This is a genomic window from Duganella sp. GW821-FHT01E12 (assembly GCF_059422325.1).
Genome location: NZ_JBWKWR010000004.1, coordinates 1 through 26124 on the forward strand (window position 1 = coordinate 1; position 26124 = coordinate 26124).

The following is a 26124-nucleotide window of genomic DNA, read 5'->3' on the forward strand; positions in this document are numbered from 1 at the left end:
GGAGCCATAGCGGGTGATAGCCCCGTATGTGAAATGCGATGTGTGGAACTAAGCGTACGACAAGTAGGGCGGGACACGAGAAATCCTGTCTGAATATGGGGGGACCATCCTCCAAGGCTAAATACTCGTAATCGACCGATAGTGAACCAGTACCGTGAGGGAAAGGCGAAAAGAACCCCGGGAGGGGAGTGAAATAGATCCTGAAACCGTGTGCATACAAACAGTAGGAGCGGACTTGTTCCGTGACTGCGTACCTTTTGTATAATGGGTCAGCGACTTACATTCAGTGGCAAGGTTAACCAGATCGGGAAGCCGTAGAGAAATCGAGTCCGAACAGGGCGATAGTCGCTGGGTGTAGACCCGAAACCAAGTGATCTACTCATGGCCAGGATGAAGGTGCGGTAACACGCACTGGAGGTCCGAACCCACTAATGTTGAAAAATTAGGGGATGAGCTGTGGGTAGGGGTGAAAGGCTAAACAAACTTGGAAATAGCTGGTTCTCTCCGAAAACTATTTAGGTAGTGCCTCAAGTATCACCATCGGGGGTAGAGCACTGTTATGGCTAGGGGGTCATCGCGACTTACCAAACCATTGCAAACTCCGAATACCGATGAGTGCGAGCTTGGGAGACAGACGTCGGGTGCTAACGTCCGGCGTCAAGAGGGAAACAACCCAGACCGCCAGCTAAGGTCCCAAAGATTGGCTAAGTGGAAAACGAAGTGGGAAGGCTAAAACAGTCAGGATGTTGGCTTAGAAGCAGCCATCATTTAAAGAAAGCGTAATAGCTCACTGATCGAGTCGTCCTGCGCGGAAGATGTAACGGGGCTAAGCCAGTCACCGAAGCTGCGGATATGCGTAAGCATATGGTAGGAGAGCGTTCTGTAAGCCTGCGAAGGTGTCTTGTAAAGGATGCTGGAGGTATCAGAAGTGCGAATGCTGACATGAGTAGCGATAATGGGGGTGAAAAGCCCCCACGCCGTAAGCCCAAGGTTTCCTGTTCAACGTTCATCGGAGCAGGGTGAGTCGGCCCCTAAGGCGAGGCAGAGATGCGTAGCTGATGGGAAGCAGGTTAATATTCCTGCACCGTCGTATGATGCGATGGGGGGACGGATCGCGGAAGGTTGTCTGACTGTTGGAATAGTCAGTTTCTGGTTCATAGAAGGCGCTTAGGCAAATCCGGGCGCAGGATTCAAGGGATCGGGACGAGGCACTTAGGTGCTGAAGCAATCGGAAGTGGTTCCAAGAAAAGCCTCTAAGCTTCAGTCATACGAGACCGTACCGCAAACCGACACAGGTGGGCGAGATGAGTATTCTAAGGCGCTTGAGAGAACTCGGGAGAAGGAACTCGGCAAATTGGTACCGTAACTTCGGGAAAAGGTACGCCCTTGTAGCTTGGCTGATTTACTTCAGTAGGGCGAACGGGTTGCAATAAACTGGTGGCTGCGACTGTTTAATAAAAACACAGCACTCTGCAAACACGAAAGTGGACGTATAGGGTGTGACGCCTGCCCGGTGCTGGAAGATTAAATGATGGGGTGCAAGCTCTTGATTGAAGTCCCAGTAAACGGCGGCCGTAACTATAACGGTCCTAAGGTAGCGAAATTCCTTGTCGGGTAAGTTCCGACCTGCACGAATGGCGTAACGATGGCCACACTGTCTCCTCCCGAGACTCAGCGAAGTTGAAGTGTTTGTGATGATGCAATCTACCCGCGGCTAGACGGAAAGACCCCATGAACCTTTACTGTAGCTTTGCATTGGACTTTGAATCAATCTGTGTAGGATAGGTGGGAGGCTTAGAAGCGGGGACGCCAGTTCTCGTGGAGCCATCCTTGAAATACCACCCTGGTTCATTTGAGGTTCTAACCTTGGCCCGTTATCCGGGTCGGGGACAGTGCATGGTAGGCAGTTTGACTGGGGCGGTCTCCTCCTAAAGTGTAACGGAGGAGTTCGAAGGTACGCTAGGTACGGTCGGACATCGTGCTAATAGTGCAATGGCATAAGCGTGCTTAACTGCGAGACTGACAAGTCGAGCAGGTACGAAAGTAGGACATAGTGATCCGGTGGTTCTGTATGGAAGGGCCATCGCTCAACGGATAAAAGGTACTCTGGGGATAACAGGCTGATTCCTCCCAAGAGTTCATATCGACGGGGGAGTTTGGCACCTCGATGTCGGCTCATCACATCCTGGGGCTGTAGCCGGTCCCAAGGGTATGGCTGTTCGCCATTTAAAGTGGTACGTGAGCTGGGTTTAAAACGTCGTGAGACAGTTTGGTCCCTATCTGCCGTGGGCGTTGGAAATTTGAAGGGGGCTGCTCCTAGTACGAGAGGACCGGAGTGGACAGACCTCTGGTGTACCGGTTGTCACGCCAGTGGCATTGCCGGGTAGCTAAGTCTGGAAGAGATAACCGCTGAAAGCATCTAAGCGGGAAACTTGCCTTAAGATGAGATTTCCCAGAGCCTTGAGCTCTTTGAAGGGTCGTTCGAGACCAGGACGTTGATAGGTCAGGTGTGGAAGTGCAGTAATGCATTAAGCTAACTGATACTAATTGCCCGTACGGCTTGTCCCTATAACCTTAGCAGGTTATGGTGAATGAGAAGTACGTTGTAACGTTCGTTGATACAACTTCATTACCCCATTTACTTACTTTCCAGATTCGGAGCGCCGCTGACAGCGTCGCTCGTACAAGTCAATGCCTGATGACCATAGCAAGTTGGTCCCACCCCTTCCCATCCCGAACAGGACCGTGAAACAACTCTGCGCCGATGATAGTGCTGCAACCAGTGTGAAAGTAGGTTATCGTCAGGCTAGTTATATAAAAAAGCCCACCAAGTGATCTTGGTGGGCTTTTTTTCGTTCATGTAACGCCAAACGACAGGATTGGCGCGATTTCCTGGGCGCGGAAGAGTGGTTGGACCAATCAAGCCGCTTCTATCCTGCTGACCACGTAATCGATGTGCGCCTGCATGGCGGTGCGCGCCGCTTCCGGTCTGCGCGCGCAAATCGCCTGGCAGATGGCGCGGTGCTGCTGCAGGAGCTGGCCCGACACTTCGGCGTCGAGCGCCCGCAGGCTGGAACCGTTCAACGTTATATGCTCGCGCAGGATGCCAAGCACGCTGGCATGCAGATGCAAAAACATGCTGTTGTGCGAGGCCAGCGCTATCGCCTCATGCAGCCGGGCGTCGATTGACGCTTCCACCGCCTGGTCGTCGCCGATGCGGGCTTGTTCCAGGCTATTCAATAAATTGCGGATTTGTCCGTGCTCCTCATCATTGCCACGTAGTGCCGCGTAGTAGGCCGTCGCGCCTTCGAGCACACGCCGGAATTCCAGCACATCGCCCAGCACGGCCGGATGGTCGGTCACCAGCTGCCCCCAAGGCGAAGCCGTGCTGGTGCGCAGCTGGTCGCTGACGAATACGCCGGCTCCGCGCTTGCTGCGCAATAGTCCCCGCGCCACCAGGCGCTGCAGCGCCTCGCGTATCGTGTTGCGCGACACCTCATATTGCTCCGCCAGTGCGCGTTCGGAGGGCAGGCGCGCATTGGCCGGATAAGTGCCGTCCAGCAGCGCCGTCTCCAGCTTGCGCAATACGCCCTCGACCAGTCCGCTTGTTTTCATTTCGACGCTCTCCTGTTGTAGCCGCTGGTCCAACCAATTTGCGACGGCTTCGATGCACGGGAATTATGGAGCTTGTCCGACGAATAAGCAAAACAGAGGAGACCTCACATGCTAGCGCGACACTATCCGCCCGGCCCGGACAAGGCCCACCCACACGTCTACCTGTTCGGCACCTGCGTGGTCGACCTGTTCATGCCGGAAGCCGGGCTCGATGCCGTGCGCCTGCTGGAACGCGAGGGCCTGACGGTGCATTTCCCGCGCGGCCAGAGCTGCTGCGGCCAACCTGCCTACAGCAGCGGCAATCCCGAACAGGCGCGCGCCGTGGCGCGGGCACAACTTGATCTGTTTTCCCAACCCTGGCCGGTCATCGTGCCGTCCGGTTCCTGCGCCGGCATGATGCGCCACCACTGGCCGACGCTGTTCGACGACGATCCGCAAGCAGCCGCCCAGGCGCGCGAGCTGTCCGAGCGTGTCTACGAACTGAGTGAATTCCTGCTGCACGTACTGCACGTGAATTTTTCCGAGACATCGCCGCAACCGGACGAACAGGTGGTGCTGCATACGTCCTGCGGCGCGCGGCGCGAGATGGGCACGCGCGCCCACGGCGTCGCCCTGCTCGACGCGCTGCCCGGCGTAACGCGCGTGGAGCACGCACATGAATCGGAGTGCTGCGGATTCGGCGGCACCTTCTCCCTCAAGCACGACGACATCTCCGGCGCCATGGTCAGCGACAAAATCGCCTCCGCCTGCGCCACGGGTTGTGAGCGGTTGGTCTCCGCCGATTGCGGCTGCCTGCTCAACATCGGCCACGCCGCCAAGCGGCAGGGCGCACCGCTACAGGTGGAACACTTGGCCAGCTTCCTGTGGCGCCGGGTGGGAGGCGCGGCATGAGCGCACGTGAACTCATACTGGGCAAACTGCTCGCAGCGGCACCGGCTCCCGGCATGCCTCTACGCGAACTGGAAGACCGCATCAACGCGCATCATGCGCGCGGCCCGTTGCGCGAGGCGTCAGCCACCAAACTGGCAGATACGCTGGAGCGCGTGATGACGTCGGTGCGCACCGACGTGTGGCGAGTCGATGTACACGGTTGGCCCACGCTGCTGGCGCAGAAGCTCGCAGCCGCTGGCGTAGCCAATCTGCTGCTCGACACCGCCCGTGCCGAAGGCGCTGCGCTGGCCGCGGCCTTGCCCGCCGAAGTGCGCACCGTGCCGTTCGACCGTCCGCTGGAGGAGTGGAAGAACGAGCTGTTTGCCGGCGTCGACGCCGGCTTCACCGTGGCCCGCTCAGGTATCGCCGCCACCGGCACGCTGGTGCTGGCGCCTGACGCGGGATCGCCGCGCACGGTGTCGCTGGTCCCGCCGCTGCATGTGGCGCTGGTCTATGCGAGCACGCTGCATGCGGACCTGCATGCGGCGATGCACGCCGAAGCCTGGAGCGCGACCATGCCGACCAACCTGGTTCTGGTGTCCGGCCCGTCGAAGACTTCGGACATCCAGCAAACGCTGGCTTACGGTGCGCACGGCCCGCGCGCGCTATGGGTATTTATCATCGACGACTCAGGAGCGACAGCATGAACGCCCCCATGCACTTCATGCCGCCGGCCGATTTCCGCGCCCGCGTCAGCGACGCGCTGCAAGACACCAAACTGCGCGGCAGCATGCGTGGTGCGATGGACTTCCTGCAGGATAAGCGCCGCGCACAGTTCCCCGACAGCGACGAACTGGAACAGCTGCGCGATCTGGGCGAAGCGGTGCGGCAGCACGCGCTGGCGCATCTGCCGGAACTGCTGGTGCAGTTCGAAGCGAAGCTGCAAGCGGCCGGCGCCCACGTGCACTGGGCCGCGACCGCCGACGAAGCCAACGCCATCATCCTTGAAATCGCCCGGCGGCGCGGCGCGCGCAGCGTCATCAAGGGCAAGTCGATGGCCAGCGAAGAGGTGGAGCTGAACCACTACATGGCGCAACACGGCATCGACTGCATCGAATCCGACATGGGCGAATACATCGTGCAGCTGGCGGGCGAGAAGCCGTCGCACATCGTCATGCCGGCGGTGCACAAGACGCGCGCCGATATCGGCGCGCTGTTCGAACGCCACATCCCCGGCACGCCGTACAGCGAAGACGTCGATACGTTGATCCAGGCGGGCCGGCGCGCGCTGCGCCAGGCGTTTGCCGATGCCGACATCGGCCTGTCCGGCGTGAACTTTGCGGCGGCCGATACCGGCACCCTGTGGCTGGTCGAAAACGAGGGTAACGGCCGCCTGTCGACCAGCGTGCCCGATGTGCATATCGCCTTGATGGGTATGGAAAAGGTGGTGGCAAAGCTGGAGCACATCGTACCGCTGGCCAGCCTGCTGACACGTTCGGCGACCGGGCAGGCCATCACCACCTACTTCAACCTGATCACGGGACCACGCCGCACTGGCGAAATGGACGGGCCGCGCGAACTGCACGTGGTGCTGCTCGATAACGGCCGCACGCAAGCCTACGCCGACGAGCAGTTGCGCGCCACGCTGCAGTGCATACGCTGCGGCGCCTGCATCAACCACTGCCCGGTCTATGCGCGGGTGGGCGGCCACGCCTATGGCACCACCTATCCCGGCCCGATCGGCAAGATCATTTCGCCACACCTGCTGGGGCTTGAAGCGACCGCCGACCTGGCGACCGCCTCCAGCCTGTGCGGCGCGTGCGGCGAGGTATGCCCGGTGCGCATCCCGATACCGGCCCTGCTGGTGCGCCTGCGCACCGAGGCCAATCGCGATCCGGCGCAGAAAGTCGAGCATGCGCTGCGCGGGCAGGGCGCCAGCTTCAGTCGCAGCGAGCGGCTGGTGTGGCGGTTCTGGAGCGGCGCATTCGCGCGGCCTGGCGTGTATCGCTGGTTCCGCTGGGCGGCCACGCGGCTGCGCGCCTTCACGCCGAGCAGCCAGCTGGGATGGACCCGTCACCGCGAACCGCTCAAGCCGGCCGCGCGCAGCCTGGCCGACCTGCTGCGTGAAAGGGGGCAGGCCGAATAGCGTTGTATCGCCGTCTCGGGGTGGGGTGAATATTTTTCACGGCTGCGGCCAATTCATTTCATCTTTTCGTACCACCGAAAGCCGGCGCCCCGCCTATAAACTCGTCGCATCTTTTAGCTGTCAAAAAAATACTTGTACTCTTGGAGGAGACCGCAATGCAAACCTGGAATCAGATATACGCGCCGCTAGGCAGTTTGGGGCTGTCCGCCCTGGTTGCCGCCGTGCCGATCATTTTCTTCTTTCTCGCGCTGGCAGTGCTGCGCATCAAAGGCCACGTCGCCGCCGCCGTGACGCTGGCGTTGGCGCTGGCAGTGGCCATCTTCGCCTATGGCATGCCGGTGCCGCAGGCGCTGGCCGCGGCGGGCTATGGCTTCGCCTACGGCCTGTGGCCGATCGCCTGGATCATCGTCACCGCGGTGTTCCTGTACAAAGTGGTCGACCGCACCGGCCAGCTCGATATCATCCGCGCCTCGGTGCTGTCGATTACCGACGACCAGCGCCTGCAGATGCTGCTGATCGGCTTTTCGTTCGGTGCCTTCCTCGAAGGCGCGGCGGGCTTCGGCGCGCCGGTGGCGATTACGTCGGCGCTGCTGGTCGGCCTGGGCTTCAATCCGCTGTACGCTGCGGGCCTGTGCCTGATCGCCAACACGGCGCCGGTGGCGTTCGGCGCGATGGGCATTCCCATCATCGTCGCCGGCCAGGTCACCGGCATCGACGCCATGCAGATCGGCGCGATGGCCGGCCGTCAGCTGCCGCTGCTGTCGCTGGCGGTGCCATTCTGGCTGGTGTTCATGATGGACGGCACGCGCGGCATCAAGGAAACCTGGCCTGCGGCGCTGGTCGCCGGCGGCAGCTTCGCTGTGACGCAGTACATCACCTCCAACTTCATCGGACCTGAACTGCCGGACATTACGTCCGCGCTGGTCAGCCTTGGTTCGCTGACGGCACTGCTGAAAGTATGGCAGCCGGCCAGCGCCAAGGCCGGCGCCCGCAGCGCCATCTCGATGGGTGGCGGTACGGCGGCCATGGCCACCTTCGGCGGCGGCTCGCCAATCGGCGCCGCACCGCGTATCCGCAAGCAGTCGCCATACAGCACCGCGCAGACGGTGCGCGCCTGGGCGCCGTTCGGCATCCTGACCGCCATCGTCACCGTATGGAGCCTGCCGCAGTTCAAAGCGCTGTTCGCCGGCAGCGGCGCGCTGGCCGGCACCGTGATGAAATTCCATGTGCCCTACCTGGACCAGATGGTGATCAAGATGACGCCTATCGTGGCGGCCCCCAAGGCCTACGAGGCGGTCTTCAAGCTGGACCTGTTGTCGGCTGTCGGTACCGCGATCCTGCTGTCCACGCTGGTCTCGATGGCGCTGCTGCGCTTCAAGCCGATGGCCGGCCTGCGCGCGCTGGGCGATACGGTAGTTGAACTGCGCCGTCCTATCCTGTCCATTGGCCTGGTGTTGGCGTTTGCGTTTGTCGCCAACTACTCCGGCATGTCGTCGACCCTGGCGCTGGTACTGGCCGGCACCGGCGCTGCCTTCCCGTTCTTCTCGCCGTTCCTCGGCTGGCTGGGCGTTTTCCTGACCGGCTCGGACACTTCGTCGAACGCTTTGTTCTGCTCCCTGCAAAACACCACGGCGCATCAGATCAATGTATCCGACACCTTGCTGGTGGCAGCCAACACCACCGGCGGCGTGACTGGCAAGATGATCTCCCCGCAATCGATCGCCGTGGCTTGCGCCGCGACCGGATTGGTGGGCCGCGAATCCGAGTTGTTCCGCTTTACCCTCAAACATAGCCTGCTGTTCGCCACCATCGTTGGTATCATGACGGTATTGCAGGCGTATGTATTGACGGGGATGGTGCCGCACTGACGCCGAATCCCAGCCCTGCCAAGGGTTTGTGAAAGGCGCATAACCATGCCCAGACGTTTCCCCCCAGTGCACGCGCTATCCGCCTTCGAGGCGGCGGCGCGTGCCGGTTCATTTGCAGTCGCCGCGCAGCAGCTGTGCATTACGCCGTCGGCGTTATCGCACCGCATCCGTCTCTTGGAGGAGTTTGTAGGCGACCGCTTGTTCGTGCGCGACGGACGTTCGCTGACGCTGTCGCCGTTCGGCCGCAGTTACCTGGACGTGGTATGCCAGGCGCTGCGCACACTGACCGATTTCCCCCTTCCGCACCGCAGCGCGCCGACACAGCCGCGCGTCAAGATCACGGTGCCGCCGACCTTCGCGCGCTACCTGCTGATGCCGCGACTGGCCGAGTTCACCGAAGCCCATCCCGAGATCGTGGTCGAAGTGTTCCTGTCGGTTCCCCTGTATGACCTGTGTGTGAACGAGACGGATCTGGAAGTGCGCTTCGGCGCCGGCAAGTATCCCGACATGGTGACCACGCGGCTGTTCGGCGAACCGGCATTTGCGGTCGCCAGCCCGGCCTATCTGGAGAAGATAGGCGGCATCGCCACGCCGGCCGATTTGAAGAAGGCCACCTTGCTGCGCTCCGCGCTGGAGCAATGGAAGCCATGGTTCGAGCAGGCCGGCCTGGATTGGCCGGAGCCGGCCGACGCGTTGCGCGTCGACGACCTTGGCCTGCTGCTGGAGGCGGTACGCCACGGCCACGGTGTGGGTTTGACGCGACAGCACTTCGCGCAGGACATGATCGCCAGCGGCGAAGTGGTGCAGCTGTTCGACGTGCGCCTGGCGTCGCCGCCGCACGCGTATTACGTGGTGTACGAGCAGAGCGCCCATATCCGGCCGGAGGTGAGCTTGTTCATCGATTGGCTGATGGCGGCCTATCCGGACCACGAACGCGACGCATGAAAAATCTGCGCTTCAGCGGTTAATTCTTTTCACCGCTGGCGCACTTCGCAGGCCGCTACACTGGACGCTATTTCCATCGCATCCAAGGCCACTCATGAACGCGCCGCCAGCCCCGCCACTGTTACGGCAGGAACGCAAACAAGCCATACTGGCCGCGCTGCGTGGCCTGCTTCCACCGCATTGCCTGCTGTCCGAGCAGGAAGACACCCGCCCCTACGAATGCGACGGCCTGACCGCCTACCGGCAGCTGCCGCTGGCCGTGGCGCTGCCCGAGACGGAGCAGCAGCTGATCGCGCTGCTGAAGGCGTGCAGCGCGCTGCGGGTGCCCATCGTGCCGCGCGGCGCGGGCACCGGTCTGTCCGGCGGCGCGATGCCGATCGCCGACGGCATCGTCATCTCGACCGCAAAGATGAGCCGCATCCTGGCGCTCGATCCGCTGGCGCGCACGGCGCGCGTGCAGCCCGGCGTGCGCAACCTGGCCATCTCCGAGGCCGCCGCGCCGCACGCGCTGTACTACGCGCCGGACCCGTCGTCGCAGATCGCCTGCACCATCGCCGGCAACGTGGCCGAGAACTCGGGCGGCGTCCACTGCCTCAAGTACGGCCTGACCCTGCATAACGTGATGGGAGTGCGGATGGTGTCGATGGACGGCGAGGTTATCGAACTCGGTGGCGCCGCGCTTGACGCGCCGGGACTGGACCTGCTGGCCGTGTTCATCGGCTCCGAGGGCATGCTGGGCGTGGTCACCGAGGTGACGGTGCGCCTGATTCCCAAGCCGCCGCTGGCGCGCGTCATCATGGCGTCGTTCGACGATGTCGTCACCGGCGGCGACGCGGTGGCGGAGGTGATCGCCGCCGGCATCATCCCGGCCGGCCTGGAGATGATGGACCGCACCAGCGCGCGCATGGTCGAACCCTTCGTCAAGGCCGGCTACGACACCGACGCCGCCGCCATCCTGCTGTGCGAATCGGACGGCATGCCGGAAGAGGTGGAGGAGGAAATCGAACGCATGAGCGAAGTGCTGCGGCGCGCCGGCGCCAGCGCCATCGCGGTCTCGGGCAGCGAGGCGGAACGCATGCGCTTCTGGTCCGGCCGCAAGAACGCTTTTCCGGCGGCGGGGCGCATCTCGCCCGACTACTACTGCATGGACGGCACGATCCCGCGCAAGCGCCTGGCCGAAGTCCTGCAAGGCATCGCCGCGATGAGTGAGACCTACGGCCTGCGTTGCGCCAACGTGTTCCACGCCGGCGACGGCAACCTGCATCCGTTGATCATGTTCGACGCCAACGAGCCGGGCGAATTCGACCGCGCCGAACGCTTCGGCGAGGCGATCCTGGCGCTGTGCGTGGAAGTGGGCGGCACCATCACCGGCGAGCATGGCGTGGGCATCGAGAAGATCGACGCCATGTGCGGGCAGTTCACGGTGAACGAGGTGGCCGCCTTCATCGGCGTCAAGCGCGCCTTCGACGGTGCCTTCCTGCTCAATCCAAACAAAGCCATACCCACGCTGGACCGCTGCGCCGCGTATGGCAAACGGCAGGCGCGCGGCGGCATATTCAAGTTTGTCAAACAGGTGGGGGCATGACGATGGAATCGATAGTGAACCAGTTCCGCGACCGCATCGTGGCGGCCGGCGCGGCGCGTACGCCGCTGCGCCTGCGCGGAGGTGGCAGCAAGAACTGGTACGGACAAACGCCGGAGGGCGACGTGCTGGAGACGTCCGCCTACCAGGGCATCGTGGCCTATGAACCGACGGAGCTGGTGGTGACGGCGCGCTGCGGCACGCCGCTGCGCGAGCTGGAACGGGAGCTGGCGCTGCAAGGCCAGATGCTGGCGTTCGAGCCGCCGCATTTCGGCCCCGGCGCCACGGTGGGCGGCATGGTGGCGGCCGGGCTTTCCGGCCCGCGCCGCCAGAACGTGGGCGCGGTGCGCGATTTCGTGCTCGGCGCGGTGCTGATGGACGGCCGTGGCGACATGCTGCGTTTCGGCGGGCAGGTGATGAAGAACGTCGCCGGCTACGATGTCTCGCGCCTGCTGGCCGGGTCGTTGGGCGTGCTGGGACTGATGCTGGAGGTGTCGCTGAAAGTGCTGCCACGGCCAATGGCGGAAGCCACGCTGCGGCTGCAGCTGGATCAGGAGGAAGCCTTGCTGCGCCTGAACCGCTGGGCGGGGCAGCCGTTGCCGCTGTCCGCGTCCGCGTGGCACGATGGCGCGTTGACGCTGCGCCTGTCCGGCGCGCGGGCGGCGGTGGCGGCGGCCGCGCAGCATATCGGCGGCGAGGCGCTGGAGCCGGAAGCGTCCACGCAATGGTGGAGCGATTTGCGCGAGCACCGGCACGCCTGGTTCGGGGAAGCGGAGACGCCGCTGTGGCGCTTGTCGCTGCCGTCCGCGACGCCGGCACGATCGCTGTCCACATTGGACGACGGCGCGCAGCTGATCGAATGGGGCGGTTCGCAACGCTGGCTGCGCAGCGACGCAGATCCGGCCGCGCTGCGCGCGCGGGTGGCGGAGCTGGGCGGCCACGCCACCATGTTCCGCGGCGGCGACAAGCGCTATGGCGTGTTCCAGCCGCTGGCGCCGGCCGTGCACGCGATCCACCGCAATCTCAAACAGCACTTCGACCCGGCCGGCATCTTCAATCCCGGCCGCATGTACCGGGATCTGTAATCATGCAAACCAATCTGGCAGAACAATTCAAGAACACCGCCGACGGCGACGAGGCCGAAGCCATCCTGCGCGCCTGCGTGCATTGTGGCTTTTGCACCGCGACCTGTCCCACCTACCAGCTGCTGGGCGACGAACTGGATGGTCCGCGCGGCCGCATCTACCTGATCAAGCAGGTGCTGGAAGGGCAGGCGGCCACGGAGCGCACGCAGTTGCACCTGGACCGCTGCCTGAGCTGCCGCAACTGCGAAAGCACCTGTCCGTCCGGCGTGCAGTATGGCCGCCTGCTCGACATCGGCCGCAAGGTTGTGGAGCAGCAGGTGGGCAGGCCTGCGCGCCAGCGTTATCAGCGCCTGCTGCTGAAGGAGGCGCTGCCGCGCGCTTGGCTGTTCCGGCCCGCGATGAAGATGGGGCGCATGGTGCGTCCATTGCTGCCGGCGGCGCTGCAGGAGAAGGTGCAGCCGGTGCCCGCGCCCGGCCCTTGGCCACGCGGCGGACAGGCGCGCAAGATGCTGCTGCTGGACGGTTGCGTGCAGCCGGAGATGGCGCCGAATATCAACAGCTCGGCGGCGCGCATCCTGGCGGCGCTGGATGTGGAACTGGTGGTGGCGCCGCGCGCCGGCTGCTGCGGCGCGATCCGCTATCACCTGGCCGACCACGACGGCGGGCTGGATGACATGCGGCGCAATATCGACGCGTGGTGGCCGCTGCTGGAAGCCGGTGCGGAGGCCATCGTGATGACCGCCTCCGGCTGCGGCGCCACCGTCAAGGAATACGGCCATCTGCTACGGGACGATCCAGCCTATGCGGCCAAGGCGCACCGCGTGTCCGAGCTGACGCGCGACATCAGCGAGATACTGTACGACGAGCAGGCGGGCTTGCAGGCGTTGCTGAAGCAGCGACCACCGGCCGAGCCGGTGGCGTTTCATCCGCCATGCACGCTGCAGCATGCGCAGCGCATACGCGGCAAGGTCGAGGAGCTGTTGCGCGGCGCTGGCGTCGACGTGCGCCTGTGTGCCGACAGCCATCTGTGCTGCGGCTCGGCCGGCACGTATTCGGTGCTGCAGCCGGAGCTGTCTCACCAGCTGCGCGACCGCAAGCTGGCCAATTTGCAGGCCACGGGCGCGGCCCGCATCGTGTCCGCCAACATCGGCTGTCAAAGCCATTTGCAATCGGGGACGCCGATGCCGGTCGGGCACTGGATCGAATTGATCGACCAGATGCTGGCGTGACGAGCGGCGCGCTCTAGTTGTTCATGCGCTGGGTGTGCGTCCACTGGTGGTCGGACGCATACACGGCCGAGCTGTAGGTGCGGTAGGTCTGGCCTTCGCCCGGCCACGGGTTCATGATGTAGACGTAGTTGACGCCATTGGCGGTTTCATAGCCGCGCCCCACCATGATGTGGCCGCCGCCGCCGGTCCAGCCGTAGCGGATCACGAACGGGCGGTTGGCGTTGATGTCCGAGACCACGCTGTTCCAGGACGAGGCCGAGTTGTAGGCCGTGTTGGATACGCCCCAGGCCTGCAGGATGTTCTGCACGCTGCCATTGCTGCCGTACATATTGTTGGGCTGGTTGGCGTAGCTGTTCCAGTTGAAGGTCGAATTGCCGCAGGCGTAGTTCAGGCCGAAGGCCCAGTTGACGATCTGGCATTGGCTGGGCGTTTGTCCGTAGTAGTTCAGCACGGCCTTGCTGGAGCCGGCCCAGCACCACTGGCTGTGCTCCTGCGTGACCAGCGGCACGTTCAGGGTTTTCCATTGCGCGAAGGCGGATGGCAAGGCCGCCAGCAGGGCGGCGCTCAAGATCAGGTTGTTCATTTTTTTCATGTGAGTCTCCTTGTCTCACGCGGCTCAGCGCGTACTGTCCAGATTTTTTTTGACCGCCACGCGCAGCGGCTCCAGCAGCTCGCTCGCATCCAGCAAGCCGTCGCCCGCGCCTTTGCGTTGCAGCAGCAGCGACTGGCGCGCCGAATGCAGCGGCGCGAAGCGCACCGCGCCGTTCTGGGCGGCGCTCACTTCGAGGAAATCGGATTGCGCCTGGTAGATGCGCAGCACGCGCACGTTCGAGCGTTCCGCGTTGGCGTAGGCGGCCATCGCGGCGTCGAGATCCTTGGCCATGACGGACGCGCCGTAGGCCACCGTCTCCCATTTGCCGTTGACCTGTTCGACCGTGGCCAGGCCGATAGGCTGGTCGTTGAGGGTGATGACGAAGCGCCAGATGCCGGTCGGCCTGGCCATTGCCTTCATCTCGCGGCGGCCGGCCAGCAGGTCGGCGGGATCGATGGTGTAGACCGGGAAGCCGTAGGCGATGCGGGCGTCCTTCAAGTCCTGCACGTCGGCCACTTCCAGCGGAAAGCCCTGCGGCGCGCTGCCGGCGTGGTTCTGCACCTGGTACTGGACGAACTGGGCGAAATCGCGCCGGGCGGCGTTGGCGGCGCCGTCGCGCTGCGACTGCGGCGATGCGCTGATCTGCGCGGTCTGCGCGTACGGCGCGGGGCTGGACAGGCTCAGGCAGCCTGCGACGGCCAGTCCAAGTAAGGTTGAAATACGCGGCATGGTATCGGTCTCCTCTTGCAGGTGGAATGGGGGGCAGCGCAGCCATTCTAGGTAATCCAAATTGCAAGTTTGTCGTTTTTGAACAATTGAGACAGACGCCCTTAGGCTTTTCCGTTTCTTAACAATCGAAAGGCGCTGCCGGCAGATGTGACGTATTGCAACGTGTAATCACAATTGCTGTCCACGTGCAGATTTGGGTTGTATTATTAAGTCCATCGTCTTGTTCAATCCACAGAGGTGCATTCATGTCAGAAGCAAAAAAATATCGTCTGGTTACACGCAGCGACTTCGACGGTTTGGTGTGCGCGGTCCTGTTAAAACACCTGGACATGATCGATGAGATCCTGTTCGTGCACCCGAAGGATATGCAGGACGGTAAGATCGCCATCAGCGACAATGACATCACCACCAATCTGCCGTTCGTGCCGGGCGTGCACATCGCGTTCGACCACCATTTGTCGGAGACTATCCGCAATACGGGCGAGCGCAAGAATCATGTGATCCACCCGGAAGCGCCGTCGGCCGCGCGCGTGGTGTACGACTACTACGGCGCCGAGAAGGCCTTCCCGGCCTCGTGGCACGACATGATGGTGGCGGTGGACAAGGGCGACGCGGCCCGCTTCAACGAGCAGGAGGTGCTCAATCCCCAGGGCTGGGATCTGCTGAACTTCCTGATGGATGCGCGCACCGGCCTGGGCCGCTTCCGCGAGTTCCGCATCTCGAACTACAACCTGATGATGGACTTGATCGACTACTGCAAGAACCACACGATAGACGAGATCATGGCCTTGCCGGATGTGAAGGAGCGCAAGGAGCTGTACTTCGAGCACGCCGAAAAGTGCAAGGAGCAGATCCGCCGCTGCGCCACCGTGCACAAGAACCTGGTGGTGCTGGATCTGCGCGACGAGGAGATCATCTACGCAGGCAACCGCTTCATCATCTACGCCATGTATCCGCAGACGAATATCTCGATCCACGTGCTGTGGGGCTTGAAGAATCAGAACACGGTATTCGCCACTGGCAAGTCGATCCTGAACCGCACGTCCAAGACCAATATCGGCGCGCTGATGCTGGAGTACGGCGGTGGCGGGCACGAGAACGCCGGCACTTGCCAGGTCGATAACGAGCTGGCGGAAGAGGTGCTGGGCGCCTTGATCGCTCGAATAAATTCGGAAGGGTAAAAAGAAACGGCGCTCAGTGAGCGCCGTTTTTAATTCAGACCTCTTCCTTTTCAGGCAGGGCGATCTGGTTGTCTGTGCTGAACTGGTAGTCCTTGAACACGTGCTCTGCGGTCAGCAGCTGGTACTCGCCGTCCGCCTTCTTGTGCGTGGTGTCCTTCAGGCGGTAGGTGTAGTGGCCGCAGGTCCAGCAGTTGAAGTTGCGCATGTGGGTGCACAGGCAGGTCTTGTCCATCACCACGATGTTCTTCTCGGTCGGATGCGCCGCCACTTCGCGGTTGTAGGAATTGATGTAGGCGCAGTTGCCGGTCGCGTCCAGCAGGTAGCCATACGATTCGCAGCCCGGACGGATGCCCGCGCCGATGGCCGGCGTGTTCTTGAGCATGCGCATCGGATAGCCGGTCGGCGAGATGCCGTTGACGATGATGTCCTCTTCCGACGCCTTGAAATACTCCTGCTTGACCTTGGCCGGCAGGCCGCACTCGTTGGTGACGGTGAAGCGGGTCGCCACCTGCACGCCCGCAGCGCCCGCTTCCAGGAAGCGCACCGCGTCGCTGCCGGTGAAGATGCCGCCGGCCGCGATCAGCGGAATGTCCAGGTTCTCGGCCTTCAGGTAGTCCAGCAGCTCCTGGGTGATGGTCATCAGGTCGTACTCGGCCCAGTCCATGCCGAAGCCCAGGTGGCCGCCGGCCAGCGGGCCTTCGACGATGATGTAGTCGGGCAGGCGGTCCAGCTTGGCGTTCTTGCGCAGGAAGATCTGCAGCGCGCGCACCGACGAGACGATGATGCCCAGCTTGGCTTCGCGGAAGCGCGGGTGGTCGGCCATCAAGGCGAACGAGCCGAAGTGCAGGCCGGCCGACAGCGTGATGCCGTCGATGCCGGCGTCCAGCGCCGCGTTCAGGCGGGTGCGCAGGGTTTCGCGCGGGCCGTTCATGGTCAGCTTTTCCATGCAGTTGACGAAGATCAGGCCGGGGCCTTGCTTCGCCGCCATGGTGGCGCCGATGTGGCGGCGCTGCGCGTCGGCCAAGCGTTCCAGGTCGAACTGCACCACGGACTTGTCCATGTTGTTGATGTTGAACTTGTAGAGCCTGGTCTTGTCCTTGACGAAGCTGGTGTCGAACTTGCGGTCGGACACGTCCTCGACCATGGCGTCCGAGATATGGCCGATGCCGCCCAGGCGGGCCGCTTCCAGCGCAAGTTCCGAGGTCGAGATGTCCACTCCCATTCCGCCGACCATGATGGGCACGTACTCGTTTTTGCCAAATCGCAGGCGGAAATCATCAACACGTTTCATTGCTATCCTTAGACTACCGTAGTGGTTGCCGGGCAAAAAAGCCCGGCGCTATGCGTGATATGCGGTCGCGCGGCAGTACACCTTGCATGGAGCCGGTTCGATTCTACTCCATGTGTACTACAGCATTGTGACGCCGCGGCGGGCGTCGCGCGAGGGATCAGTCGCGGAAGTTGTTGAATTCCAGCGGCATGTCCGGCACGTCCTTGCGCAGCATGGCCATGGCCGCCTGCAGGTCGTCGCGCTTGGCGCCGGTGACGCGCACGGCGTCGCCCTGGATGCTCGCTTGCACTTTCATCTTGCTATCCTTGATGACGCGCACGATTTTCTTGGCATCGTCGGATTCGATGCCGTTCTTGACCTTGATCACTTGCTTGACCTTGTCGCCGCCGATCTTTTTAATGTCGCCGTCTTCCAGGAAGCGGACATCGACTTTGCGTTTGGACAGCTTGTTGGTCAGCACGTCGCGCACCTGCTGCAACTGGAATTCGGAGTCGGCGATCACGGTCAGTTCCTGTTCCTTGTGCTCGACCGAGGCGCTCGTACCCTTGAAATCGAAGCGGGTGGCGATTTCCTTTTGAGATTGCTCGACGGCATTCTTCACTTCGATCATATCGGCTTCGGAGACTACATCAAACGACGGCATAACTATTTCCTTTTCGTGTGGCATGCAGCATGCACTCACTGGCTGCATCAAAGACTGACATTTTAACGGACAACCGGCCCAAAGCCGCCATATCGACGCTGGTTTTTTGCTTGTTTCGCTCTATAATCGATTAAATTTCCCAGGTTTTTCCTCCATGCATCCACAGTCAGCCATCCAGTACCAGTTCCCACTTCAATCCCTCAACACTTTTGGCATCGCGGCGAGCGCGCACGCGTATTTGCGCGTGACGAAAACAGAGCAACTGCTCGGCGTTTTTGCCGATGCCGCCTGGGTTTCCTTGCCCAAGCTGGTGCTGGGCGGCGGCAGCAATCTGCTGCTGACCGGAGACTTTCCCGGCCTGGTGCTGCACATCGCGCTGCAGGGGCGCGAGGTGCTGGCCGATGATGCGGACCACCCGGATCATCACTACGTGCGCGCGGCGGCCGGCGAGAACTGGCACGAGTTCGTGCAGTGGACGCTGGCGCAGGGCATAGGCGGGCTGGAAAACCTGTCGCTGATCCCGGGTACGGTGGGCGCGGCGCCGATCCAGAACATCGGCGCCTACGGCCTCGAAACCAAGGACGTGTTCCACAGCGTGACCGTGTTCGATCCGGCCAGCGGCAAGACGCGCACGATGGACGCAGCAGCATGCCGCTTCGGTTATCGCGACAGCATCTTCAAGCAGGAGGGCGGGCGCCACCTGATCATCCTCGACGTGTGCTTCGCGCTGCCCAAGGCCTGGCGGCCCAACCTGCGCTACGCCGAACTGGCGCAGGCGCTGGCGGAGCAGGGCATCTCCGCGCCGTCCGCGCAGCAGGTGGCCGACACGGTGATCGCGATCCGCCGCCGCAAGCTGCCCGATCCCGCGGTAATCGGCAACGCGGGCAGCTTCTTCAAGAATCCGGTGGTGACGGGCGCGCAGTGCGCGGCATTGCTGGAGCAGTTTCCGGCGCTGGTGCATCACGCGCAGCCGGACGGCAGCGAGAAGCTGGCGGCGGGATGGCTGATCGATCAATGCGGATGGAAGGGGCGCAAGCTGGGCGCGGCGGGCGTGTACCCGAAACAGGCGCTGGTGCTGGTCAACAACGGCGGCGCGAAGGGCGCCGACGTGGTGGCGCTGGCGCGCGCGATCCAGGCGGACGTGCAGACGCGCTATGGCGTGCTGCTGGAGCCGGAGCCGGTGTTCATTTGAAAATGGCGGGCCGCCGGCCCGCCATGACGTGCGTTAGCCGAAGTGGCAAACGTAATCGACCGTCTCCACGGTTTCGATATCGAAGCTCGAATTGCCGCCCACCTTGAACTCCTGGCCAGCCGCGTAGGTCTGCCACTCGCTGGCGCCGGCCAGGCGCACCTTGCACACGCCGCCGATGATCTCCATCGTTTCCGGCGCGCCGGTGTTGAAGGTCAGGCTGGAAGGGAAGATCACGCCGACGCTTTTCTTGCTGCCGTCGGCGAAAATCACATTGTGCGAAACGCATTTGCCGTCGAAGTAGATATTCGATTTCTTGACGACGCTGACTTGATCAAATTGAGCACTCATACTGCTGTTTTTCCTTGGTTCGATGCGGAGGGAGGACCAGGCAGCGCGGCCGCGTTCATCACGCGGTTACGGCCGCCGCGCTTGGCGGCGTACAGTGCCTGGTCGGCTTGGTGGATCAACTGCTCGATGCTGGAGGAGGCCGACGGCACCACGCTCGCCACGCCGATCGACATGGTCACGGTGGAAAATTCGGTCTCCGCCAGCGGGTTCTCGATGGCCAGTTGTTCCAGATGGCGGCGGCACGACTCGGCCACGATCAGTGCCCCAGTCAGTGGTGTCTCCGGCAGGATAATGGCGAATTCCTCGCCGCCGTAGCGCGCGGCCAGGTCGGCCGGTCGCTTGAGGTGTTCGGTCAATACGGCGGCCACCTTTTTCAGGCACAAATCGCCTGCCAGGTGGCCGAAGCTGTCGTTGTAGCGCTTGAAGAAATCCACGTCGCACAACAGCAGCGTCAAGGGCTGCTTGTCGCGCTGGCCGCGCTGCCATTCCACGCGCATGGTTTCGTCGAAGCGGCGGCGGTTGGCGATGCCGGTCAGGCCGTCGAGCGCTGCCAGCTTTTGCAGTTCCAGGTTGGCCTCGGCCAGCCGCTGCTGGCTCTCGCGCAGGAAGCGGAAGGCCTGGTCGCGCTGCAGCCGGCTGATATGCGCGCCCGAATGGTAGCGGATGCGAGCCAGCAGCTCCAGCTGGTCCGGCAGCTTGACCATGTAGTCGTTGGCGCCGGTGGCGAAGCTGTGCGCCTTGAGCTTGGGGTCTTCCTTGGCCGAGAGTACGATCACCGGCACATGGCGCAGTTCCTCCCGCGCGCGGTATTGCTGGATCAGGGCGAAGCCGTCGATGGCCGGCATCACCAGGTCTTGCAGGATCACGGTCGGCTGCAACTGCAGCGCGCTTTGCAGGGCCTGCGCGGCATCGGTCACGTAGTGGAATTCGATGTCGTCCTGGCCGCTCAGCATGCGGCGCACCGCTTCGACGATGATCAACTGGTCGTCCACCAACAGCACATGGGCCTTGAACGCCGTCAGCGACTGCTCCGGATCTGCTGCGATTACATGTGCTTCTGACATCGGTGTTCTCTTTTACTTTCAGGAGCCGCCGCCCAAGGTGCTGCGCAAGACCGGCCCGATCTTCGCCAGCGGTAAAATCATCTGCGCCGCATCCAGTTCGGCGGCGGCGCGCGGCATGCCGTAGACGGCGCTGCTGGCCTGGTCCTGGGCGATGGTCGACTGGCCGGCGCGTCGCATGGCCAGCAGGCCTTCGGCGCCGTCGCGGCCCATGCCGGTCAATAGTACACCCACCGCCTCGCCCTTCCAGTTCTGCGCCACGCAACGGAAAAACACATCGACCGAAGGACGGTAGGCATAGTCCTTCGGATTTGCATCGTAACGTAATCGATTGCTTTGATCCAGCGTTAAGTGGTCGTTGCTCTTGGCGATAAGGACGGTGCCGGCCACCAGCTCGTCGCCGTCTTCGGCCGAGCGCACCGGCATTTCCAGGTGCTCGCCCAGCCAGCGGGCGAAATTGTCGGCGAAGTGCTGGTCGATGTGCTGCACCACCACGATCGCGCAGCCACGCGGCGGCTTCCAGCCGGCCAGCATCTTCGCCACCGCCATCGGGCCGCCGGTGGAGGCGCCGATCGCCAGCAGCGACGTGACGCGCGCCGGCGCATCGAGGTTCTCCTCGCCGTGGTAGGTGCCGTTGGCGTTGGCGGCCGTTTTCGGCATCATCGCCTGATTGCCGCCGCTGTGGCGTATCAGCTTGTCCATGGTGCGGATCTTGGCCAGCAGCTCGGCGTCGCCGTCCGGTTTCCCTTGCAGCACCGGGGTCGCCGTCACGTCGAGCGCGCCGGCGCCCAGTGCGCGGAACACCTGGTTGACGTTGTCCTGCGGCCGCCCGGTCACCACCAGGATGGCGCACGGGCTTTGTTCCATGATCTGGCGGGTCGCCTCGACGCCGTCCAGCTCCGGCATGTTCAGGTCCATCAGGATCAGGTCCGGCCGGTTGTCGGCGCACATGCGCACCGCCTCCGCGCCGGTGCGGGCGATCCACAGCACCTGGTGTTCCGCGGTGCTGGCCACTACCCGCCGCAGCGCTTCGGCTGCCATGGCGACGTCGTTGGCGATGGCGATCTTCATATGCGGGCCTCTCCAATCAAATCGCTGACCGCGTCGAGCAGCGTCTCGTCGTGGAAGCTGCCCTTGGTCAGGTAATAATCGGCGCCGGCCGACAGCCCGCGTGCGCGGTCTTCGGGGCGGTCCTTGTAGGAGACTATCATGACCGGCAGCTTGTGCAGGTGAATATCCTTTTTGATCAGCGTGACCAGTTCGATGCCGTCCATGCGCGGCATGTCGACGTCGGTGATCACCAGGTCGTAGTCGCCGCTGCGCACCACGTTCCAGCCGTCGATGCCGTCGATGGCGATATCGACCAGGAAGCCCCGGCCAAGCAGCAGCTTGCGCTCCATCTCGCGCACGGTGAGCGAATCGTCGACCACCAGGATGCGCTTGGTCTTGCGGCGTCCGGCCGGGTCGGACCTGGTCAGCTGATGCAGGCCGCCTTCGTGCAGCAGCTTGTCGATCGACAGCAGCAGGTCGGGCACGTCGAGGATCAGCACCGGCTCGCCGTCGTCGAGCAGGGCGGCGGCCGAGATGTCGCGCATCTTGCCGAAGGTCGGGTCGAGCGCCTGCACCGCCAGGCTTTGTTCGCCGCGTATGGCTTGCACCACCAGCGCGTAGCGGCGCGTGCCGCTGCCGATGACCACCACCGCCAGTTCGTCGCTGCCGGCGTCGGTGTCGCCCAGCTCCAGCACCTGCGCCGCCGAGACCAACCCCAGATGCTCGCCGCCCAAATCGAAGAACTGCTTGCTCTCGAGCGTATGGATGGCGGCGCGCGGCACCTTGACCACGCGCTCCACCTGCACGATGGGCACGGCGTAGGCTTCGCCTTTGATGTCGACCACCAGCGCGCGCACGATCGATTGCGTCAGCGGCAGCGTGATGAAGGTGCGGAAGCCGACGCCCAGTTCCGATTCGATGCGTACGGTGCCGTTCTGTGCGCGGATGGTTTCATGCACGATGTCCAGGCCTACGCCGCGCCCGGAAATCTCGGTGGTGCTTTCTTTCAGGCTGAAGGCTGGCAGGAACAGGAACTCCAGCAGCTCGGCGGGCGACAGCGAGGCCGCCATCTGCTCGCTGGCCATCTTGCGCTCGACCACTTGCGCGCGGATTTTTTCCAGGTCCACGCCGCGCCCATCGTCGCTGATCTCGATACTGAGCATGCCGGCGCGGTGCTTCGCTTCCAGCACGATGACGCCGGTGCCGGGCTTGCCGGCGGCGATGCGGCCGGCCGGCGTGTCCATGCCGTGGTCGACCGAGTTGCGCAGCATATGGTTGAGCGGACTTTCGATCCGGGCCAGGATGTCGCGGTCGACCAGCGTGTCCTCGCCGATGATCTGCAGCTGCACTTCCTTGCCCATGCTGCGGGCCAGGTCGCGCACCATGCGCGGGAAGGCCTGCACGCCGTCGCGGAAGGGACGCATGCGCAGCGTCAGCACCTCGTCCACCATGCCTTGCGAGACGGCCAGCAGGCGGCGCTCGTAGGCTTCGATGTCGGCGATGTGCTCCAGCACGAACTGCTTGAGCGGGTGGGTCTTTTGCAGCGCCAGCAGGGACTTCTCTTTCAGGCCGGCGTCGCTGCTGTTGGCGATCACTTCGTGCAGCTGCTCGACCAGCGCGAACAGGCTGCTCTGGTTGCGCTTGAAGCGTTGCAGGTCCTGGATGAAGGGATGCATCTGGTGCGCGTTGATGCGCGACTCGCTGGCCAGCGACAGCAGGCGGTCGAAGTTCTGCGCGGATTTCAGTACGGCCGGCGCGCGCGGCGCGGCGGCTTGCGCTTCCTCGGCCGGAGGCGGGGCGGGGGAGGGCGCTTCGGCCGTGGGCGGGGCGGCGGCCTGCGCGGCGGGCTGCGGTACGGGCGTCGGCGCGGGCATCGGCGCGGACGCCGGCGGCTGCAGGGCCGCCGGCTCGGGCAGGAAGGCGATGTTGGCGATGGCGTCCAGCGTTTGCCGGATCAGCGCCGCGTTGGCGCCCAGCCAGGCGTCGACGCCGCTGTCCTGCAATCGCGACAGCTGCAGTATCAGGTCGACGCCGGCCAGCAGCGCGTCCACGCGGTTGGGCGTGAGCGCCAGCTTGCCGCGCTGCGCGGCGACGAAGGCGTCCTCCATGCCGTGCGCCAGCTGCACCACCACCTCCAGGCCGACGATGGCGGCCGCGCCCTTGATCGAGTGCGCCGCGCGCATCATCGATTCGACCGCGCCGGCGTCGTCCTTCAGGCGCTCCATGGCCAGCAGGCCGTCGGTGAGGATCTGGGTCTGGCTCTCGGCCTCCATGCGGAACAGGTCCAGCATGGAGAACTGGCTCAGGTCTCCGTTGTTATCCTGGCTCATCGCAGCGACCTCGCAAGTTGGTAGCCGATCAGCGCCGAATCGAGCACGCCGATATGCATGTCTTGATGCGCTATCACGCCCGACAGGAAGCGCGACAGGCCCTTGTTGATGGTGGCGGCCGGCGCCAGCACGGAGGCGGTGGCGTAGCGCAGGATGCCGTGCAGGTCGGCCACCGGCAGCGCGTAGGCCTGGTCCTGCCATTGCGTGAGCAGCAGGCGCGCGAAGGTGTGGCGATCGGTGGCGGCTTCGCCTTCGTTTTCGTCGATGCCCAGCAGCGCCGCCAGCGACATGCAGGGATACAGCGTGCCGCCGACGTTGACGATGCCGCTCAAGCCGGGTTCCGTGCGGTGCGGCAGGCGGTGCGGCTTGGCCTGCGGCGCCACCGACACGAACATTTTGGTCGGCAGCGACAACCACTCGCGGCCGATGCGGAACACCAGGCAGGAGGCATCCAGCTGCTGCGTGCTGGCGGCGGCCTGTCGGAAGTGGGCGGCCCAGTCTTTCTTGTAGTCGTCGCCGACTGCGCGCTGCAGGTTGCGCTGGGCGGCGCCTGCGTAGACTTCGCAATTGCGGCAGTGGACCGCCTGCTCCAGCTTCTCGCAGCTTTGGTCGCCGATCACGCCGATGCGGTTCCAGCAGTCGTCGATGCCGACGATGGCGATGGGGGAAGTGGTCGTGTTCATGGTCGTTCGCCCTTATGATCCTTGCTGGCGGTGGTAGACGCGCGCGGCGCGGGCCTTGAGCGCGGCCGCCGCGCCGGGATCGTTGTTGGTTTCGGCCAGCAGGGCCAGGTGGCAGAGCGCTTCATAATGGTCCGGTTGCAGGTAGACGCAGCGCTTCCAGTAGTCCTCGGCGAGCTGGCGCTTGTCCGTCAGCTCGTTGACCAGGCCGAGGATGAAATAGGCTTCCGCCGAATCGGGCGCCTGCGCCAGATGGTCGCGGCTCTTGTTCTCTGCTTCCTTCAGCTGGCCCAGGTCGGCCAGCTGGCGGGCTTCCGCCAGCAGGTCGGTGTTGGCCGGCGTGGCGGCGGGTGCCGGCACGGGCGTCAGGCGCGGCGGCTTGTGCGGTGCTTGCGGTTGCGGCGCCGCTGCACGGCGCACGGTGCGTGCTGCGGCTTTCGGAACCGCCTTGACCGCAGGCGCCGGCCGCGCCGGCTCTTTCTTCAGGCCGAACGCCTGCGGGTACTGGATGGGCGTAAAGCCCTGTTGGCAGAACGACGGCACTTCTGCGTAGCCGGCGAACAGCACGCCGTTCTCGGCCAGCAGGGCTTCCAGCTTGGCGATGGCCGTCTTGGTGGTCTGCTTGTCGAAGTAGATCAGCAGGTTGCGGCAAAAGATCACGTCGTAATAGCCCGTCCGGGTGGCGAGCTCGAACTCCAGCAGGTTGCCCTGCTTGAAGCGCACCTGCTGGCGCAAGGCGTCGTTGATGACGTAGTCTTCGCCGTCGGCGCTGAAGTGGCGGTCGCGGAAGGCCAGGTCCTGGCTGCGGAAGGCGTTGCGGTTGTAGATGCCGCTCTTGGCGCGCTCCACGCAGCCGGGGCTGATGTCGTAGGCGTCGATGATGTAGCCGTCGCGCCGCACGCCGGCGTCGGCCAGCACCATCGCCATGGTGTACGGTTCCTCGCCGCCGGCGCAGGGGATGGACAGGATGCGCACCATGCGGTTGGCATCGCCGGCCAGGCGCGCGCGGACGAATTCGGCGGCGGCCTGGAAGGCTTGCGGTTCGCGGTAGAACCAGGACTCCGGCACCACCACCAGCTCCACCAGCGCGGTCAACTCGTCCGGCGTCATGCGGTCCAGGTAGACGTCCTGGTTGGCGGCGGCGGTTTGCTCCATGCGGCTCCTGATCGCGCGTTCGACCGCGGACCTGGACAGCGTCAAGCCGGTGGCCTCGTGCAGCATGGACTGGGCGGGCGTCATGGCTGGAACAGTATCGCGCGCAGCGTTGCAGGCAGCAGATGTTCAAGCTCCACCAGCTGCAGCATGCCGCCCGGATCGCTGGCGACCGCGCCGAGGAAGGGCGCGGCCTGCACGCCGCTGCCGGTGAGCTGCGCTTCGGCCACCTCCTGCACGCCCAGCACGCGCTCCGCGCGCAGGCCGAGCAGGTGGTCCGTGCCTTCCGGCGCGTGGTAGTCCACCAGGATGATGCGCGTGTCGAAATGATCGGCGCCGCCCGGCAGTCCGCTGGCGCGGCGCAAGTCGATCACCGGCACCGACTGGCCGTGGAAGTCCATCAGGCCGGCGACGGTGTCCGGCGCCAGCGGCAGGTGCTTCAGTTCCAGCAGCGGCAGCACGCGCACCACGTCGCGCAGGCGCAGGCCGTAGCGGTCGGCGCCGATGTGGAAGATCAGCAGCTTCATCGCCCGCT

At 63.9% G+C, this 26124-nt stretch carries 22 protein-coding genes and 2 rRNA genes; 12 read left to right on the plus strand and 12 right to left on the minus strand.

Annotated features, from left to right (window positions below; all coding sequences use genetic code 11):
- Together AC07WS_RS13155 and rrf are read left to right on the plus strand one after the other, a co-directional pair.
- Positions 1 to 2568: ribosomal RNA gene (locus AC07WS_RS13155) — 23S ribosomal RNA — on the plus strand; the annotation flags it as partial.
- Between the two features lie 126 nt (positions 2569 to 2694).
- A 5S ribosomal RNA gene (gene rrf, locus AC07WS_RS13160) occupies positions 2695 to 2807 on the plus strand.
- 112 nt (positions 2808 to 2919) lie between these two features.
- On the opposite strand, the gene AC07WS_RS13165 is transcribed toward rrf, so the two are convergent.
- Entirely contained in the window at positions 2920 to 3615 is a 696-nt protein-coding gene (locus tag AC07WS_RS13165) for a FadR/GntR family transcriptional regulator (RefSeq protein ID WP_494729522.1), read from the minus strand.
- Between the two features lie 108 nt (positions 3616 to 3723).
- Between AC07WS_RS13165 and AC07WS_RS13170 the strand changes: the two genes are divergently transcribed.
- The 8 genes from AC07WS_RS13170 to glcF all read left to right on the plus strand — a co-directional run bounded on the left by AC07WS_RS13170 (position 3724) and on the right by glcF (position 13340).
- On the plus strand, positions 3724 to 4506 hold the full coding sequence (locus tag AC07WS_RS13170; protein ID WP_494729523.1) for a (Fe-S)-binding protein: 783 nt from the start codon (positions 3724 to 3726) through the stop codon (positions 4504 to 4506).
- Positions 4503 to 5192: a LutC/YkgG family protein gene (locus AC07WS_RS13175; protein ID WP_494729524.1), complete on the plus strand. Its 690-nt coding sequence runs from the start codon at positions 4503 to 4505 to the stop codon at positions 5190 to 5192. The genes AC07WS_RS13170 and AC07WS_RS13175 overlap by 4 nt, the downstream gene beginning before the upstream one ends.
- On the plus strand, positions 5189 to 6631 hold the full coding sequence (locus AC07WS_RS13180) for a LutB/LldF family L-lactate oxidation iron-sulfur protein (RefSeq protein WP_494729525.1): 1443 nt from the start codon (positions 5189 to 5191) through the stop codon (positions 6629 to 6631). Before AC07WS_RS13175 ends, AC07WS_RS13180 begins: the two co-directional genes overlap by 4 nt.
- Positions 6632 to 6786: 155 nt before the next feature.
- The gene (locus tag AC07WS_RS13185) at positions 6787 to 8499 is read left to right on the plus strand and encodes a lactate permease LctP family transporter (RefSeq protein WP_494729526.1); all 1713 of its coding nucleotides are present in this window, start codon (positions 6787 to 6789) and stop codon (positions 8497 to 8499) included.
- Positions 8500 to 8544: 45 nt separating this feature from the next.
- On the plus strand, positions 8545 to 9444 hold the full coding sequence (locus AC07WS_RS13190) for a LysR substrate-binding domain-containing protein (RefSeq protein WP_494729527.1): 900 nt from the start codon (positions 8545 to 8547) through the stop codon (positions 9442 to 9444).
- A gap of 94 nt (positions 9445 to 9538) precedes the next feature.
- Positions 9539 to 11029 (plus strand): FAD-linked oxidase C-terminal domain-containing protein, encoded by a 1491-nt coding sequence (locus AC07WS_RS13195; protein WP_494729528.1) that lies wholly within the window; start codon positions 9539 to 9541, stop codon positions 11027 to 11029.
- Positions 11026 to 12111 (plus strand): glycolate oxidase subunit GlcE, encoded by a 1086-nt coding sequence (gene glcE, locus AC07WS_RS13200; RefSeq protein WP_494729529.1) that lies wholly within the window; start codon positions 11026 to 11028, stop codon positions 12109 to 12111. The genes AC07WS_RS13195 and glcE overlap by 4 nt, the downstream gene beginning before the upstream one ends.
- A 2-nt stretch (positions 12112 to 12113) precedes the next feature.
- A complete protein-coding gene (gene glcF, locus AC07WS_RS13205) occupies positions 12114 to 13340 on the plus strand; it encodes a glycolate oxidase subunit GlcF (RefSeq protein WP_494729530.1) in 1227 nt (408 codons plus the stop codon).
- A gap of 13 nt (positions 13341 to 13353) precedes the next feature.
- Here glcF and AC07WS_RS13210 read toward each other — a convergent pair whose 3' ends face one another.
- Entirely contained in the window at positions 13354 to 13932 is a 579-nt protein-coding gene (locus AC07WS_RS13210; protein ID WP_494729531.1) for a C39 family peptidase, read from the minus strand.
- 24 nt (positions 13933 to 13956) lie between these two features.
- On the minus strand, positions 13957 to 14661 hold the full coding sequence (locus AC07WS_RS13215) for a hypothetical protein (RefSeq protein ID WP_494729532.1): 705 nt from the start codon (positions 14659 to 14661) through the stop codon (positions 13957 to 13959).
- Positions 14662 to 14906: 245 nt separating this feature from the next.
- Between AC07WS_RS13215 and AC07WS_RS13220 the strand changes: the two genes are divergently transcribed.
- The gene (locus AC07WS_RS13220; protein ID WP_494729533.1) at positions 14907 to 15842 is read left to right on the plus strand and encodes an exopolyphosphatase; all 936 of its coding nucleotides are present in this window, start codon (positions 14907 to 14909) and stop codon (positions 15840 to 15842) included.
- A gap of 34 nt (positions 15843 to 15876) precedes the next feature.
- Here the strand turns inward: AC07WS_RS13220 and AC07WS_RS13225 are convergent, their stop codons facing one another.
- A complete protein-coding gene (locus AC07WS_RS13225; protein WP_494729534.1) occupies positions 15877 to 17133 on the minus strand; it encodes a nitronate monooxygenase in 1257 nt (418 codons plus the stop codon).
- Between the two features lie 157 nt (positions 17134 to 17290).
- A complete protein-coding gene (locus tag AC07WS_RS13230; RefSeq protein ID WP_494729535.1) occupies positions 17291 to 17776 on the minus strand; it encodes a YajQ family cyclic di-GMP-binding protein in 486 nt (161 codons plus the stop codon).
- A gap of 154 nt (positions 17777 to 17930) precedes the next feature.
- Between AC07WS_RS13230 and murB the strand changes: the two genes are divergently transcribed.
- A complete protein-coding gene (gene murB, locus AC07WS_RS13235; RefSeq protein WP_494729536.1) occupies positions 17931 to 18968 on the plus strand; it encodes a UDP-N-acetylmuramate dehydrogenase in 1038 nt (345 codons plus the stop codon).
- A gap of 33 nt (positions 18969 to 19001) precedes the next feature.
- Here the strand turns inward: murB and ppnP are convergent, their stop codons facing one another.
- From ppnP to AC07WS_RS13270, 7 genes are read right to left on the minus strand one after another with little or no spacing between them, the layout of a single operon-like run.
- A complete protein-coding gene (ppnP, locus tag AC07WS_RS13240) occupies positions 19002 to 19316 on the minus strand; it encodes a pyrimidine/purine nucleoside phosphorylase (RefSeq protein ID WP_020705687.1) in 315 nt (104 codons plus the stop codon).
- Positions 19313 to 20380 carry a diguanylate cyclase gene (locus AC07WS_RS13245; RefSeq protein ID WP_494729537.1) on the minus strand — a complete coding sequence of 356 codons (1068 nt, stop codon included), beginning with the start codon at positions 20378 to 20380 and terminating at the stop codon, positions 19313 to 19315. Before AC07WS_RS13245 ends, ppnP begins: the two co-directional genes overlap by 4 nt.
- 18 nt (positions 20381 to 20398) lie before the next feature.
- The gene (cheB, locus tag AC07WS_RS13250) at positions 20399 to 21448 is read right to left on the minus strand and encodes a chemotaxis-specific protein-glutamate methyltransferase CheB (RefSeq protein ID WP_494729538.1); all 1050 of its coding nucleotides are present in this window, start codon (positions 21446 to 21448) and stop codon (positions 20399 to 20401) included.
- Positions 21445 to 23757: a hybrid sensor histidine kinase/response regulator gene (locus AC07WS_RS13255; protein WP_494729539.1), complete on the minus strand. Its 2313-nt coding sequence runs from the start codon at positions 23755 to 23757 to the stop codon at positions 21445 to 21447. The genes cheB and AC07WS_RS13255 overlap by 4 nt, the downstream gene beginning before the upstream one ends.
- The gene (locus AC07WS_RS13260; RefSeq protein WP_494729540.1) at positions 23754 to 24440 is read right to left on the minus strand and encodes a chemotaxis protein CheW; all 687 of its coding nucleotides are present in this window, start codon (positions 24438 to 24440) and stop codon (positions 23754 to 23756) included. Before AC07WS_RS13260 ends, AC07WS_RS13255 begins: the two co-directional genes overlap by 4 nt.
- Positions 24441 to 24452: 12 nt before the next feature.
- Complete coding sequence (locus AC07WS_RS13265) at positions 24453 to 25676, minus strand: CheR family methyltransferase (protein WP_494729541.1); 1224 nt, start codon at positions 25674 to 25676, stop codon at positions 24453 to 24455.
- Positions 25673 to 26116 (minus strand): chemotaxis protein CheW, encoded by a 444-nt coding sequence (locus tag AC07WS_RS13270; RefSeq protein WP_494729542.1) that lies wholly within the window; start codon positions 26114 to 26116, stop codon positions 25673 to 25675. The genes AC07WS_RS13265 and AC07WS_RS13270 overlap by 4 nt, the downstream gene beginning before the upstream one ends.
- Between the last annotated feature and the right edge of the window lie 8 nt (positions 26117 to 26124).